The following is a 14,677-nucleotide window of genomic DNA, read 5'->3' as shown; positions in this document are numbered from 1 at the left end:
TGTTCAATTAATAAATAAAAAAGTGACGTTCAATTATGAATATTGTACGACACCTTTAACAATTATTTAATTAAAATTACCTAGTGATTGACTCACCCTTTGTTTTAAGAGCAAAGAACGCTATATAAACATAGCAGATTAAAGGAACAATATAACTTATACTTAAATTTGAAATATCTGCAATATATCCTTGAATTAAGGGAATAACGGCACCCCCAACAATTGCCATACAGATTATTCCAGAGCCTTTTTCTACATGAACACCAAGCTTTTCGGTACTTAATACAAATATTGTTGGGAACATAATTGAGTTAAAAAGCCCAACAGCTACAATACAAACCAATGCAAAATATCCTGTTCCCATAATAGTTAGAGCAACGAGAGTACAAGCAATAATTGCATGAATAAATAAAACTTTACTAGGCTGAATTTTAGTTGTTATATAAGAACCTATAAAACGTCCAACCATTGCGCCGCCCCAATATGCAGATAAAAACTTTCCTGCCTCACTAAATGGAATGTTTCCAATTGTTGGTTCTGCAATAAAGTTAATCATGAGACTCCCAATTGCCACTTCAGCACCAACATAAGCAAAAATTCCTATTGTACCCATGACCAGTGTTGGGTGATCAAATAATTTAAACTTTTTACTGATTGTATTGGTTTTTTGAACTACGATTTTGTTATTTGGAAACTTAAAGAAACACAAAGCAAGAGCAATTAAAATCACAAAACAAGTCAAACCAATATAAGGTAACTGAACGGAACTTGCTTGTGTTGCACGATAGATTGCAAGATCTGTAGTAGAAAGTGCAACAATTTCATCTGCTGTTTTAACTGCAACCGAAAGAATAAGAGCCGAACCAATTAAGGGCGCAATCGTCGTGCCCAAAGAATTTAGTCCTTGTGCAAAAATAAGACGACTTGATGCACGTGCTTTTGAACCAATAATTGTTAAATAAGGATTTGCTGCAACCTGAATTATAGTTACACCACTTGCTAAAATAAATAATCCAGAAAGGAAAACATAATATATTGCTATTTTTGCCGCAAGGACAAAAGAAAAGCAGCCAAGAGCTGTTAAAATGAGACCAATTAAAAAACTACTTTTGTAACCAAACTTAGTAATGAGTTTACTTGCTGGCCATGAAACAATAAAATAAGCGGCAAAAAATGTGGTTTGTACAAGCATTGTCTGTGCATAAGTTAAAGTAAATAGTTCTTTCAAATGAGGAATAAGAACATCGTTAAGACATGTAATAAAACCAAAAAGAAAAAATAAAGTTGAAACAACACCTATTGCTGCATTACTTTTTTCTGTTTGGTTTGTAATTATTTGGGGATCATTTTGTTGAGGATTCTGAGCAACTGTAACCATTTTAGCCTCTAATATTGGAAATGGAAAAGAGTCCTTAGATAATGAGTTGAACTCATTTCTTCTAAAAGGAAAAGCTTCATACAAGTAAGTATTGGAATTCTTAATTAATGTGAAGCAGCTCTGTGTGTTTTTTACATCTAAGGGATAAAATCACATAGGTTTGGCTATATGGACAAGCATTTATGAGGTTTTGGTACATCAAAACACGATCAAAAAAACATCAAAACAATTGTATTTATGACATTTGCTTTCCAACAGCCGCTTGCGCTGCAGCAAGCATAGCAATTGGAATTCGGAACGGAGAACAACTTACATAATTTAAACCAAGACTATTGCAAAATTGAACACTTGATGGCTCACCGCCATGTTCTCCACAAATTCCAAGTTTAATGTTTGGATTTTCTTGTCGTCCCAATTCACATGCATATTTTATCAAGCGTCCAACACCATCTTGATCAATCACCGCAAAAGGATCTTCTTCAAGAATACTCTCTTGTTTATAGACTCTTAAAAAAGGAGCAGAATCATCGCGGCTAAAACCATAAGTTGTTTGTGTTAAATCGTTTGTACCAAAACTAAAAAAATCGGCATGACGCGAAATTTTATCTGCTGTCAATGCAGCTCTAGGTACTTCTATCATAGTCCCAAATGGAAAGTGAGGTGCAATTTTCACAAGACGTTCTCTTAACCATTTTAATTCAGATTCTATGCCAACAAGTGGTATCATAATCTCTGGATAAACTTTTTTTCCTTGCGCTTTACATATTTCAGTGGCCTCAAGAATTGCTCTGACTTGCATTTCATAAATTTCAGGATGAGAGATGCCCAATCGGCATCCTCTATGTCCAAGCATTGGATTTGCTTCATGCAATGATCTAACCCGCTGCCCAAGGTCATCCAACGAAAGCCCTAGTTGTGCTGCTAAAATCATCATATCTTTATCAGTATGAGGTAAAAACTCATGCAAAGGTGGATCAAGCAGACGAATAGTCACTTCAAACCCTTCCATAGCACTTAAAATACCTACAAAATCATCACGTTGAAAAGGTAGTAATTTATCAAGTGCTAATTTTCGTTCTATATTATTCTTTGAAAGAATCATTTGGCGCACAACAGGAAGTCTATTTTCTTCAAAAAACATATGCTCTGTTCTACACAATCCAATTCCTTCAGCTCCAAAACTTCGAGCATACTGAGCATCTCTTGGAGTATCTGCATTGGCACGAACTTTCATTGTCCTTATTTCTCTTGCCCATTCCATAAAAGTAGTAAAATCACCACTGAGTTCTGCATTTTTTGTTTCTACTTTTCCAATCATAACTTCGCCCGTTGTTCCGTCTAATGTAAGCCAATCGCCTTCTAAAATTTCAATCCCTGCAACCTTCATAGATTTTAGTGTTTGAGAAATATTTAAAGAAGAACACCCAGCAATACAACATTTACCCATTTGCCGAGCAACTACAGCAGCATGCGATGTCATTCCTCCACGCGCTGTGAGAAAACCTTGCGAAGAATACATTCCACCAATATCTTCAGGTGAAGTTTCATCTCTGACGAGAATGACAAGCTCACCACGAGCAGCCCAACTTTCCGCTTCGAGGGCCGTAAATACAACTCTTCCAGACACAGCTCCCGGAGATGCAGGCAGTCCCTTTGCTATAATTTGTTTATGTGCTCTCGGATCAAGAGTAGGATGAAGCAATTTATCAAGATCTTGTGCATTTACTCTTAATATAGCTTCCTCTTTTGTAAGAAGACCTTCTTTAGTAAAATCAATTGCTATTTTTAAAGCCGCCTGCGTCGTCCTTTTTGCATTGCGAGTCTGCAAAATATACAATTTACTTTCCTGAATGGTAAACTCAATATCTTGAACATCTTGATAATGTCTTTCAAGTTTACTTCTAACACTTTCAAGCTGAACAAAAACTTCTGGCATTTCTTTTTCTAATAAATACAGTGATTTTGGAGTTCGAAGACCTGCAACAACATCTTCACCTTGAGCATTTATTAAGAACTCACCATAAAAAATATTTTCGCCAGTGGAAGGATCACGTGTAAAACACACTCCCGTCCCAGAGGTTTCTCCCATATTGCCATAAACCATTGAACAGATATTTACAGCCGTCCCCCAATCATTTGAGATTGAGTGAATTTCACGATATTTTTTTGCTCGAGGACAATTCCAACTTTTAAAAACGGCTCCAATTGCGTTCCAGAGCTGCTCATAAGGGTCTTCGGGAAAGGATTCCATAATGTGTTTTTGATATATTGATTTAAAAAGAACAATTAATTCTTTAAGATCTGAGGCTGTGAGTTCTGTATCTTCTTTGTAGCCACACTGTTTTTTGTATGATTCAAGCTCATCTTCCATATAATGAGTTTCTAAGTCTTTAACAACACTTGAGTACATTTGAATAAAACGTCTATAAGAGTCATATGCAAAACGAGGGTTCTCTGTCTTTTTTGAAAGGGCTTCCACAGTTATTTCGTTCAAACCCAAATTAAGAACAGTATCCATCATACCAGGCATTGAAACCCGGGCGCCTGAACGCACGCTTACGAGAAGAGGATTTAGAGAATCAGCAAACTTGGCTCCCATGGCTTCTTCTGTTTTTTTTAAAGCAGATTCAACTTGTAAAATAAGCTCCTTAGAAAAGGAGCTTCCTTCTTTTATATAATCCAAACAGACTCGAGTCGAAATCGTAAAGCCTGCGGGAACTGGTAAACCGAGAGCTGTCATTTCAGCTAAATTCGCACCTTTACCACCCAATTCCGATTTCATAGAAGCATTTCCATCAGCGTAACCAGAACCAAAAAAATATACAAAACTCATACACTCTCCTCGTAACTCAGAATTTGAGAAGTTATTAGCGATTCTCTCTAAGTAGCAATACCTGATATACATATAAATGTAAAATGACAATTATATGTAGCTGTCTGTAAAGTTATTCATCAAAACTCTGAATTTCACTGACCAAACTTTTGATAGTATATTTTTATCAATAATTTCAATAACTTTATTAACATAACCTAAGCGCATGACTTTTGCTATTGGTTATATCCAAAAATTTCAAAGAATTTGCCCAAAAAGAAAGCTTATACTTGTAAGTTGCTTTATTTTCAATTAGCACTTTTTATGGGCAACAGATGTTCATTCTTTTTACATGATTGTTCTTCTTTTTCCCTTATCCTTTGTTTTTATACAAAAAAACTATTAGAGTGCGAGGCACAATAATTGCTTAGCAAAATAGGAACGTTTTTTAAATGAGGTATCTCCAATGGGTGATGTAATTGACTTCTTCTCCAGAAAAATAATCAAAGATAACGGTAGTATAGCTGTAGCTAAAAGTGACAAAGAGCATGTTTCTAAATCTGACTTTGCCAAAGAAGCAATACGTAATAAGGCAAACCAAGAAAGATTGCGTAAAGAGCGCGAACAAGCAAATAAAAATGTTATAAAAAGTTATAGAATTAAATAATTAAACCGCTAGACATAAAGGTATTTTAAGTTTTCTTACAATAACTTTTATCTCTAGCTGTTCAATATTTTTGAAAGCTCAAATTCTTATCATGAAAAACAATCAAATCATTACAAATAATATATATAATCTAAATGATTTTAGAATGAAAAAGCTCGAAATTAAAAATAAAGAAATATTTGCTTTAAAAGATGAAAATATCTGTGAACAAAGCTTATTAAATATTAAAATTAAAAATATCAAACAAAGTGTTCAAAGAATAAACAATCTTATTTCTCAAATTAAAGAAATTTCAGACAAACCACAAAAATAGTCCTCTCCAACAGTTGTCATTCTAAGAATTTATTGTAAAAAAGACATCGACCGAAGTTTTTACAATTGCTTTTTTACATAATGAGGACTGTCCTATGAGCTCAATTCCATTTTATGCCAAAAAATTTGTATCTGGAATAAATATTGAAGAAGCTTTTGCTACTGTTGAGCGGCTTAATGAGAAAAATATTTGCGTAACTTTAGACCTTCTTGGCGAAAATATTACTGAGCAAAAACAAGCTATAAAATTTGTAGAAGAATATGATATTCTTTTAAAAAAAATTTCTGAAAAAAAATTAAATTGTTATGTTTCAATTAAACTCACAATGCTTGGACTCGATATTGATTTTGACTTTTGTTACAATAACCTTTCTCAAATAATGCGAGTTGCTGATCATTACGAAATTCGGGTTGCCCTTGATATGGAAGGCACACAATATACTGAACGTACAATTGCAATTTACGAAAGAGCCGCTAAAGAATTCAAATATATTGAAATTGTTTTACAAGCTTATTTATTAAGAACTGAAGCTGACATAGAGCGCGTCTTAACTGCCAATGGAAGGGTAAGGCTTTGCAAAGGAGCCTATAAAGAGCCCGCCGAACTAGCACTTAAAAAAATGCCAATTATAGTTGAAAATTATAAAAAACTTATACAGAAATTACTAACCCAAGGGCAAAGGGTCTGTATTGCATCTCATGATGATGACATTATTGAGTTTTGCATGGACTTCATTGAAAAAAATCACATTCCTAATGAAAAATACGAATTTCAAATGCTATATGGAATGCGTGAAAAAACATGGTCACGAATTAGAGAAAAAGGTCACAATATGACTGTGTATGTTCCTTATGGGGTGCAATGGCAGGCTTATTATGCACGACGACTTTCAGAACGAAAAGAAAATGTATTTTTTGTTCTGAAAAATCTATTTAAATCTTAGAAAATATAATTTAAATATTTGCACCTTTTTATCTCATTATTATATTTAATTGTTTTTGCAGAGCAAATATCTTGACCAATAAATCATACTAGTATATTAGTACATATGATTTTCTCTTTCTTCCGCTTAGAGAAAAATAATACAAATAAATTAATCTCTTAAATTGATTAGCACAAATCAAGAGATTACAATTTCATTACATATAGGAGCGAACTGTGTTACCTAAAAGAAATGTTGGATTGATTGGAGTCACCTTAGCTTCCGTGGGAAGTATGGTTGGCTCTGGATGGCTTTTTGGGCCTATGTATGCAGCACAAATGGCTGGACCTGCATCCATCACATCCTGGCTTTTAGGTGGATTTTGTTTTGTTTTTATTGTTCTTACATTTGCAGAACTATCATCTATGTTTCCTATAATGGGAGGCCTTACAAGCTATCCCTTTTTCACACATGGTAAATTTTCGGGTATTTTAACAGGATGGATTTATTTTCTTTGCTTTGTAACAATTTCACCAATAGAATCCTTAGCTGTTATTCAATATGCAAGCAATTATTTTCCTGAACTTGTAATTCGCACAAATGGAAAACCCGAATTATCGACCATAGGTTATTTTTCTTCGGTAATTGTATTATTTATTATTGTATTTATAAATCGATTTAGTGTTAAATTTTTAACTCGAACAAATTCTTTAGCAACAGTCTGGAAATTATTTGTTCCTTTAGCTATTGCAATGGCTTTTATCTTCAGCACAAGTAGCGAATTTTCAAATATTAATCATTTTCATGGTTTTGCACCTAATGGCATGCAAGGTATATTTGCAAGTTTGTCAATTGGAGGGATTATTTTTGCGTTTGGCGGCTTTCAGTCTGGTATTATTTTAGCTGGAGAAACTAAAAATCCTCAAAGAAATATTCCTTTAGCTGCTTTGCTTTCAATTTTTATTGTAACTTTATTATATGTTATTATTCAATTTGCATTTATTGTTGCCATTCCATCTGAATATTTATCCGAAGGCTGGAGTAAATTAAGCTTCACTGGTGACATGGGACCTTTTGCAGGACTTGCTCTTGCTGGTGGCTTTACACTTCTTTGTAGTTTACTTTATATCGATGCTGTTGTTTCTCCATTTGGTTCTGGACTCATGATGACTTCTACAACTTCCCGTGTTCTACACACACTAGGAAGTATTGGAGCTGCTCCAAAATCAATGACAAAGTTAAACAAGAATGGCTCGCCTGAAACTTCTTTATGGGTTTGTTTCTTTGTTGGTCTTATACTTATTTTTCCATTTCCTGGCTGGAAAGAAATGGTTACATTTTTAACATCTTCTTTCGTTTTAACGTTATCAGTGACTCCTATTGCACTTATGGTTTTAAGAGATAAATACCCTAATGCAAAAAGACCATTTAAACTTCCATTTTATCACGTTATGTCGCTTATAGCCTTTTGTATTTGCGGCCTCATGATGCACTGGATTGGCTATATTGTTCTACTTAAACTTTCAACAATTATAACTTTATTCGCCATTGTATTTTCTTTACTGAAATACAAAGAAGGTAAAAAGTCATTTAATAAATATAACTTTAAGTCTTCGTTGTGGATGATTATTTATATTATTGGCTTTACAATTATTAATTATTTTTCTGGTTTTGGCAGTGGAATTCAAAAATTTTCTACGCTCGAAGGAAACTTAGTTGCAGTTCTCTTTAGTATAATAATATTTTATTTTGCTTGTTATAATTCTTTAAGTAAAGAAAAAGTACTAGAAAATATTAAAGAATTTAATTTGAAATAAAATAAATCAGCTCAGATGCCAGCCATTTGTGTGCATTTTTTTGATATCTGAGCTGCATTTCTATTTGAGGTGCAGCAATAAAAAAATGTCCTATTTTTTCTTTTGTCAGCACCTGTAAAGCTCTTTGTACTCTTCCTTGCGATGGAAATGGTATACGAGCTTTATCAAATGCACTGCGCATATCTTTTGTTTCTTCGAGTGCTGCATGCATAAAGCAAACTTGTTTTATAAAATAAACCAATGCCATAAAAACACTCGCAGCCTCTTCACCACAAGATTCACATTGTGAGAGTCTAAGTTCAATTAAATGTCTATCACCACGTGACAATGCATCGGCCACATGAAATCCATTTACTTCAGGATTTCCAGCTAATGCAGCATTGAAATTTAAGCCTGCATTTTCCATACGTGCAAAATGCATATCACAAGAGACAAGATCTCCAGAGTAACACTCGAGTGCATAACAACAGAGCTCAGCTATTTCAGTTCTACTTTTTTTTGCAAGGGAAGAATAACGTAACAAAAGTATTTCTACACAACGAAACAAATCTGTTTCATTAGGCTCATAGCATAAATAAACTGATCCCAAACTTTTAAAATCAGTTTCTTTTAATATATTACGATAGGATGTGGGAGCAAAAAAATACGCCGAGGTTTCTAACGGTGTCGGAATTCTATTTAATAATTCTTTTTCTTCATTCCACTGCTTTGCTGTTAATTTTTCAGGCATTTCAACAATGCTTTTTTGTGGGGCAGAAAATAAACTTCCAGTGGCAATATATTCAATGAACTCAATAATTGCGTTTTTTCCAATAAAGCGCTGTGGGCTATTGCCAACTTCTAAGTGAACTTTATTTTCAATAATTCTTTTAAAAATTGGATTTTCAGCAAGTACAAATTTGATCTCAGCCGACTTTTCAGTTGCAAAAAGCAATGAAATAAGTTTTGAAGCGTCAATACGTTGCATACATACCTTTAAATTCGTGTTGATAATGCAAAATCAAATCATTTTGCTGCACACGCGACAATAATTTGTAGATGAAACAATGTGAAGTATTTTTTTAATAATTTTTACCGTATACTTGATCACGAAGTACAAATTCGTTAAACCACAATTGGTTTTTTACTTTATGACCTATTATCCATCACAGGTGAACCATGGAACATTCGGTTGAACTAAAAGGACGCGATCCCGTCGACAGTCGTCCTCTCCTTGTTACAGGAAAAGATGCATCTTTTCATACGGTAACACAATCTGTTGCCACTCTCGCAGGCCGCAAAGCGGGTCCAGGTTGGTATATAGTTTTTGGACTTTCAGGACTGGGAGTTGGACTTCTTCTTATATCCCTTGCATATCTTTTCTGGGAAGGGATTGGTGTTTGGGGGAACAATAACCGAGTCGATTGGGCATGGGATATCACAAACTTTGTGTTTTGGATTGAAATTGCACATGCTGGTACTCTTATTGCTGCAATTTTACTACTTTTTAGACAAAAATGGCGCACCTCTATCAATCGAATTGCTGAAGGTATGACAATCTTTGCTGTAATGGCGGCTGCTATTTTCCCAGCAGTTCATATTGGACGGCCTTGGTTTGCATATTGGCTCTTTCCTCTTCCTAACCAAATGGAAATGTGGACAAACTTTAAAAGCCCTCTCGAATGGGACGTTTTTGCAGTGAACACCTATCTCAGCATTGGTGTCATTTTTTGGTATGTTGGAATGATCCCTGATTTAGGCACATTGCGTGACCAAGCCAAATCAAAAATAGGACGTCTTGCATATGGTTTTTTTGCTCTTGGCTGGCGCGGTTCTGCGCGTCAATGGGTAAATTATGAAAGAGCTTGTATATTGCTTGCTGGTATTGCAACTCCAGCCGTCTTTTCAACAGCTGGAATTGTATCTTTAGACTTTGCGACTTCAATTTTACCTGGTTGGCATGCAACAATATTTCCACCCTATTTCATTGCAGGTGCAATTTTTTCTGGCTTTTGCTTATGCTTAAATTTATTAATTATGGTCCGTTCAATCTTTAATTTTAAAGATCTCGTAACAGATAGACATATCGACATATGCGCAAAATTTATATTATTCACAAGTATTATTATGGGTTATGTTTATGTCATCGAATTCTTCACCATTTTTTACAGCGGAAATCCTTACGAAAAGTTTTGGAATTGGAACCGAATCAACGGTCCATATGGCTGGGCGTACTGGGCAATGGTCATTCTCAATATTGCAATTCCACAAACCTTCTGGTTTAAAAAATGGAGAAGCAATGTTATTTGGCTATTTGTAGCAGCAATTCTTATAAATATTGGAATGTGGCTTGAGCGTTTTGTTCTTATAGTAACAACATTAAGTAGAACATTTTTGCCATCATCTTGGGGCTATTTCATTCCATCATTTTGGGATATCTCTTTATTTATTGGTTCAATAGCATTGTTCTTCCATCTATTTTGCCTTTTTGTCCGTTTCCTTCCAATGGTAAATATGGCAGAAGTTAAAGCCGTCATGCCTCAAGCAGATCCTCACCTTAAGCCAGATTTAAATTCTATTCATAAATAAAAAAAATTAGATTGGTAAGCTATTATATTTTACAAATTTATTATATTTTTATAATTTATCAATTCTGACTTCTTAAATCGGATTCTTACGAAAGGTAATTTATGATAAAATTAATAAAAATCACAATACTTATAGCTCCAATATTGTTTGTTGCGAATTCTTTTTCACAAGAAATAAGTATTAATGAAAGGAATCGAATAGAACAGGAATGCCATGCAAGTAATCAAAGAAATATGGAAATTCTACGAACTTATGAGGTTAGAACAGTGACTTCAGAAGTCCTTCTTCAAAAATGTATAAATAATAGAATTGAAATATCAATCTTTAATAGTTACAATACTATAGAAAACACTCAAGATCTTTATAACTACACAGTTTCTGCATTAGAAAATAAATTAGATGAACTAAAAAGCATAAATACTCCTGAGTCAATAAGAGAATATAATTGTTTTTATAAGCAAAAGTTTGGAATTAATTTTGCAACCATTGCAAATGAAAGTTTTTTAAGAAGAGCTTTAATTACTGCAAATAATTTTTTAAGAAATAATTGTACCAAATAATGACACGCTCTTATTGTACACCCATGTTCCGATAAGTGCGTGCCGTTATATGCTATACTGTTCTTTATCTTAGAAAAGAAATTTTAAAATCAATCTAATTCAAGTCCATCAATACTGATTGGTTTCTGCCATGGTTGTACTTCAAAATTATCAATTTCATTTATATATTTTATAACTGTATTGCTACAGCCTTGACTATCACCTGAGTCATGAATTGGAGGATATTCACCTCCTGATTTGTTTATAGAAAGAATATGTTTTTGAAAATTGGCATCTTTACTAACTTTAAAGGATCCGGTGACAGTTCCTGATGTTTGCCAATCAGATGAATTATTACATATGAAACCAAATATATTATAATAACATTTTTCTCTAACTGTGCAGTAGTATGGTATTCTAAAAGATCCTTGTCCTTCATTTCCTCCAGTAAAATTTGTAGTAATAAATTTTTTATCAATATTTATTAGATAATCATTATAAGTATAAAGATTATTTTCTACCTTAATAAAGTCTCCAGCTCCTTCAATGGAGTCTAAGCTCTCTTTTTTTGAATCTCTAACATCATACCATTTTCCTCCTTCAAAAGCTTGTCCTATTTTATCTTTAAAGGGAGATATATATTTGTTTTCATTAGCATATACCAGATTTAAGTAGGAACAAAAAAACACTGTTGATAAAATATAAGATAATTTTAATATTTTCATAATAACTCCTTATTTTACTATATTAGCAAAAAAATTTGCAGAGGATTTGTGCTGTTATACTAGAATAACAGAGTAATTTATGTATTTTTTTAAAACATATATGTCAATTCTATTGGGGTGCATTCTCAAATTTTTCCATAAATGGTGAAACATCCCATGTAAATCATTCAGGCAAAATTATTTTTACTTTTTAATTATTACTGCACGATCTAAAATTAAATTTTCTGCATTGTTTCTTTCGATAAGTTGATTTGCAACTTTACTGTCGTGAGCTTGTCCTGCGCTTAAAATAAAATCAATAGGATTTCCATGAGAATCTGTAACCATATTTATTTTAGATATGGTAATTCAAGTTTTGCGAGAAACTGACAAAAAATCAAGTCTTCTTCAGTATTTGAGAACACACCATAATATTTTAAAACTTAAAAAGCATTATTTCTTCAATGTCATGATTCAGTGAACACCCGACTCAATCCAAGTTTAACTTTGCTATAATTTAAACACACTGTGATTGGGGAGTCATCCATGGAAAATGAACAAGTCGAAAAAAAAGATGCTATTCGCATTCTATTAGTCGATGAAAAAAGAGAATCAAGATCTTTCTTTTCTGGATTTCTAAAAGCAAGTCCTCTATTTACAGCAACAACTGCCGCAAACACTTTAATTGCTTTTGAAATTTTAGAAGCCGAATCTCATGAAATTCATTTTATTCTTTTTGATTGGAAAATGAAAGAAGTTCCTGGTAATATATTTGCACAGCAAGTCAGACAAAACCCAAGTTTTGATCACATAGATTTTATAGTTTATTCACAAATATTAACTGATGATGATAATTTTCTAATTGCAGAGCTTGATATATATCATACATTTCCAAAAATAATTAATGGAAAATCTTTCATGCTAAAAATGGAAGAAATCAGAAATAGCTATATTTCATTATCTGCTGTTCATAAAAAACTAAAGAATTTAGAGCACGCAATTCATACTGAAAACTTAGCATTGTGTAATGAAATAATGCAAGATGCTCAAGTGGCTGAAGAAATTAATACAAATCCTCGCTTTTTTTATTTGGGTGGGGAAATTCATATGTTAAAAAATCAGTATGGAGAAGCCATTGATTTTTTTCAGAGTCACATAAAAGATGATTCAAAAAACAATGCAATGTTAACCTTAAAAGCTATGAGCTCACTGGGAAAAGCTCTCTGCTTTGCGGGTCGTTTTGAAGAAGCTCTTATGATTTTTGAACGCCTTGAAGCCAAAAGCTCAAAAAACCTCTCTCACAAATGCATGGCAGGAGAAGCTCTTTTGGGGCTTAATAAAAATTATATGGCTGAAGAAAAGTTTCATGAAGTAATAGAATTACACCCCAAAGACACAGATGCTTTGATGGGACTTGGTAAAGTAAATTCAGTAGCAGGAAAACACGAAGTTGCGAAATCCTTTTTTGATAAAATTCAAGGTGATTTTGAAAGCAAACATTTAGCAAGTTTTTACAATAACAAAGGTGTTTCTTTAGTAAAACAACATAAATATGATGAAGCAATTTCATTTTATAAAAATGCTATGCAATATTTTCAAAAATATAGAGGACATATTAATTTTAATCTCGGACTTGCCTATTTTAAAAAAGGTGAAATTAAAGATGCAAGTAACTACTTTCAAGAAGCACTTGCATCGGATGAATTTGACTTAATTCCTGAAAAAAAATTACTTTTAGAGTTGCAAGCGAAAGGTGTGGCAAAATTTGAAGAGGAATATAGTTCAAAGCTCGAGAAAAAAAAGAAAGAATAATTTTATTCTTATTTCATAAAATAAATTTTTCTATTTAAAATAAAATATATATTTATATATACTCAATGCAACATATGAAGATTATACATTTGAGAAATCTTTTTAATGACTGCTTGTCCACGCACAGTATTTCCAGCTTTATCCAAGCGAGGAGAAAACACAGCTATTGCATACTTGTGTGGAAAAACAGCTAATAGACCTCCAGCTACACCGCTCTTAGTGGGCAAACCCACTTCAGTCCACCATGCTCCACTGTTTTCATAGAGACCACTCACAACCATTTGAGAAAGCACATCTCTAACTTGATTAGCACTCAAAACTCTTTTTTTAGTAAGAGGATTTATTCCTCCATTTGCAAGTGTCGCGCCCATCAATGCCAATTGCTTTGAAGTTATCATTATTGAACATGCTTTTGTGTATCTATCTAATGCATCCATTGGATTGTCATCAATCATTTTATAATCAAATAATAAATTAGCAATTTTTTGATTATTTTGATTAGTTGCAGCCTCTGAACGATAAACTTTTTCACCTAGAAAGGTCTTTCCATCGGTTAAGCTATTGATGAAATTTAAGGCATGCGTCCATTTATTATTTTCAGAACCTTTTTTAACGTAACTTGTAACTTGAATCGCTCCCGCATTTACCATGGGATTTTGCCTATGATCTTCTTTTTCAGTTATTGATAAAATCGAATTAAATGCGTGCCCAGTTGCATTAAGACCCACTCTATTATTTACAGAAAATCCTTTATCATCATTATGATCTTTTAAAGCCAACCCATAAATAAACGGTTTAGAAATAGATTGAATGGAAAAAGGTATTTCTGAATCACCAACGCTAACCACACTTCCATTTGATGTAGCTATTGAAATTCCAAAATATTCTGGATTTGCTGCGGCCAATTCAGGGATATAATCAGCTACTTTTCCTCTCTCTTGTTCACTCATTTTCTTATCTTCACTTAATACTTCTTTATATACTTTACTTATAGCCTCTTTGGCAGAAAACTGTGTTTTAGCTATAGCATTTAAACTCATTACCCCAATTAAAAGACTTACTATTGAAAAAGGGATGTGAAAGCTACCTATAAATACTTTATAACCCATTGATTTCTCCCAAAATAAGCTATTAAACATTCATTT

13 protein-coding genes are annotated in these 14,677 nt (G+C 33.2%); 7 read left to right on the top strand and 6 right to left on the bottom strand.

Annotated elements, in window-relative coordinates:
• Nucleotides 1-76 precede the first annotated feature (76 nt).
• Both GCL57_RS04680 and ppdK read right to left on the bottom strand, forming a co-directional pair.
• Entirely contained in the window at nucleotides 77-1,378 is a 1,302-nt protein-coding gene (locus tag GCL57_RS04680) for a sugar MFS transporter (protein WP_152212121.1), read from the bottom strand.
• 235 nt (nucleotides 1,379-1,613) lie between these two features.
• The gene (gene ppdK, locus GCL57_RS04675) at nucleotides 1,614-4,211 is read right to left on the bottom strand and encodes a pyruvate, phosphate dikinase (protein ID WP_152212120.1); all 2,598 of its coding nucleotides are present in this window, start codon (nucleotides 4,209-4,211) and stop codon (nucleotides 1,614-1,616) included.
• 445 nt (nucleotides 4,212-4,656) lie between these two features.
• Between ppdK and GCL57_RS04670 the strand changes: the two genes are divergently transcribed.
• The 4 genes from GCL57_RS04670 to GCL57_RS04660 all read left to right on the top strand — a co-directional run bounded on the left by GCL57_RS04670 (nucleotide 4,657) and on the right by GCL57_RS04660 (nucleotide 7,909).
• Complete coding sequence (locus GCL57_RS04670) at nucleotides 4,657-4,857, top strand: hypothetical protein (RefSeq protein WP_152212119.1); 201 nt, start codon at nucleotides 4,657-4,659, stop codon at nucleotides 4,855-4,857.
• A 145-nt stretch (nucleotides 4,858-5,002) separates the two neighbouring features.
• Nucleotides 5,003-5,170, top strand: coding sequence for a hypothetical protein (locus GCL57_RS14755; RefSeq protein ID WP_161597598.1), 168 nt, complete (start codon nucleotides 5,003-5,005; stop codon nucleotides 5,168-5,170).
• Nucleotides 5,171-5,264: 94 nt separating this feature from the next.
• A complete protein-coding gene (locus GCL57_RS04665) occupies nucleotides 5,265-6,113 on the top strand; it encodes a proline dehydrogenase family protein (RefSeq protein WP_152212118.1) in 849 nt (282 codons plus the stop codon).
• A gap of 215 nt (nucleotides 6,114-6,328) precedes the next feature.
• Nucleotides 6,329-7,909 carry an APC family permease gene (locus GCL57_RS04660; protein WP_152212117.1) on the top strand — a complete coding sequence of 527 codons (1,581 nt, stop codon included), beginning with the start codon at nucleotides 6,329-6,331 and terminating at the stop codon, nucleotides 7,907-7,909.
• On the opposite strand, the gene GCL57_RS04655 is transcribed toward GCL57_RS04660, so the two are convergent.
• Nucleotides 7,896-8,876: a hypothetical protein gene (locus GCL57_RS04655; protein WP_152212116.1), complete on the bottom strand. Its 981-nt coding sequence runs from the start codon at nucleotides 8,874-8,876 to the stop codon at nucleotides 7,896-7,898. The two genes, GCL57_RS04660 and GCL57_RS04655, sit on opposite strands and share 14 nt — an antisense overlap.
• A gap of 191 nt (nucleotides 8,877-9,067) precedes the next feature.
• On the opposite strand from GCL57_RS04655, the gene nrfD reads away from it, so the two are divergent.
• Nucleotides 9,068-10,477 (top strand): NrfD/PsrC family molybdoenzyme membrane anchor subunit, encoded by a 1,410-nt coding sequence (gene nrfD, locus GCL57_RS04650; RefSeq protein WP_152212115.1) that lies wholly within the window; start codon nucleotides 9,068-9,070, stop codon nucleotides 10,475-10,477.
• Between the two features lie 101 nt (nucleotides 10,478-10,578).
• A complete protein-coding gene (locus GCL57_RS04645) occupies nucleotides 10,579-11,037 on the top strand; it encodes a hypothetical protein (RefSeq protein WP_152212114.1) in 459 nt (152 codons plus the stop codon).
• A gap of 89 nt (nucleotides 11,038-11,126) precedes the next feature.
• Here the strand turns inward: GCL57_RS04645 and GCL57_RS04640 are convergent, their stop codons facing one another.
• The gene (locus GCL57_RS04640; RefSeq protein ID WP_152212113.1) at nucleotides 11,127-11,741 is read right to left on the bottom strand and encodes a hypothetical protein; all 615 of its coding nucleotides are present in this window, start codon (nucleotides 11,739-11,741) and stop codon (nucleotides 11,127-11,129) included.
• 183 nt (nucleotides 11,742-11,924) lie between these two features.
• On the bottom strand, nucleotides 11,925-12,068 hold the full coding sequence (locus GCL57_RS15175) for a hypothetical protein (RefSeq protein WP_161597597.1): 144 nt from the start codon (nucleotides 12,066-12,068) through the stop codon (nucleotides 11,925-11,927).
• A 198-nt stretch (nucleotides 12,069-12,266) separates the two neighbouring features.
• Between GCL57_RS15175 and GCL57_RS04635 the strand changes: the two genes are divergently transcribed.
• On the top strand, nucleotides 12,267-13,532 hold the full coding sequence (locus GCL57_RS04635; RefSeq protein WP_152212112.1) for a tetratricopeptide repeat protein: 1,266 nt from the start codon (nucleotides 12,267-12,269) through the stop codon (nucleotides 13,530-13,532).
• Nucleotides 13,533-13,594: 62 nt separating this feature from the next.
• On the opposite strand, the gene glsA is transcribed toward GCL57_RS04635, so the two are convergent.
• The gene (gene glsA, locus GCL57_RS04630; protein ID WP_161597596.1) at nucleotides 13,595-14,641 is read right to left on the bottom strand and encodes a glutaminase A; all 1,047 of its coding nucleotides are present in this window, start codon (nucleotides 14,639-14,641) and stop codon (nucleotides 13,595-13,597) included.
• Nucleotides 14,642-14,677: the final 36 nt, after the last annotated feature.

Origin of the sequence: Fluviispira multicolorata (assembly GCF_009208585.1) — a bacterium.
In the GTDB taxonomy this organism is placed as follows: Bacteria; Bdellovibrionota_B; Oligoflexia; order Silvanigrellales; family Silvanigrellaceae; genus Silvanigrella; species Silvanigrella multicolorata.
This window is presented reverse-complemented; position numbering and strand designations above follow the sequence as displayed.

Excerpts from the sequence above, each read along its gene's own strand:
- GCL57_RS04655 (WP_152212116.1), bottom strand. The coding sequence starts at position 8,876 with ATGCAACGTATTGACGCTTCAAAACTTATTTCATTGCTTTTTGCAACT.
- glsA (WP_161597596.1), bottom strand. The coding sequence starts at position 14,641 with ATGGGTTATAAAGTATTTATAGGTAGCTTTCACATCCCTTTTTCAATA.
- nrfD (WP_152212115.1), top strand. The coding sequence starts at position 9,068 with ATGGAACATTCGGTTGAACTAAAAGGACGCGATCCCGTCGACAGTCGT.
- GCL57_RS04680 (WP_152212121.1), bottom strand. The coding sequence starts at position 1,378 with ATGGTTACAGTTGCTCAGAATCCTCAACAAAATGATCCCCAAATAATT.
- ppdK (WP_152212120.1), bottom strand. The coding sequence starts at position 4,211 with ATGAGTTTTGTATATTTTTTTGGTTCTGGTTACGCTGATGGAAATGCT.
- GCL57_RS04635 (WP_152212112.1), top strand. The coding sequence starts at position 12,267 with ATGGAAAATGAACAAGTCGAAAAAAAAGATGCTATTCGCATTCTATTA.
- GCL57_RS04670 (WP_152212119.1), top strand. The coding sequence starts at position 4,657 with ATGGGTGATGTAATTGACTTCTTCTCCAGAAAAATAATCAAAGATAAC.
- GCL57_RS04640 (WP_152212113.1), bottom strand. The coding sequence starts at position 11,741 with ATGAAAATATTAAAATTATCTTATATTTTATCAACAGTGTTTTTTTGT.
- GCL57_RS04665 (WP_152212118.1), top strand. The coding sequence starts at position 5,265 with ATGAGCTCAATTCCATTTTATGCCAAAAAATTTGTATCTGGAATAAAT.
- GCL57_RS15175 (WP_161597597.1), bottom strand. The coding sequence starts at position 12,068 with ATGGTTACAGATTCTCATGGAAATCCTATTGATTTTATTTTAAGCGCA.
- GCL57_RS14755 (WP_161597598.1), top strand. The coding sequence starts at position 5,003 with ATGAAAAAGCTCGAAATTAAAAATAAAGAAATATTTGCTTTAAAAGAT.
- GCL57_RS04645 (WP_152212114.1), top strand. The coding sequence starts at position 10,579 with ATGATAAAATTAATAAAAATCACAATACTTATAGCTCCAATATTGTTT.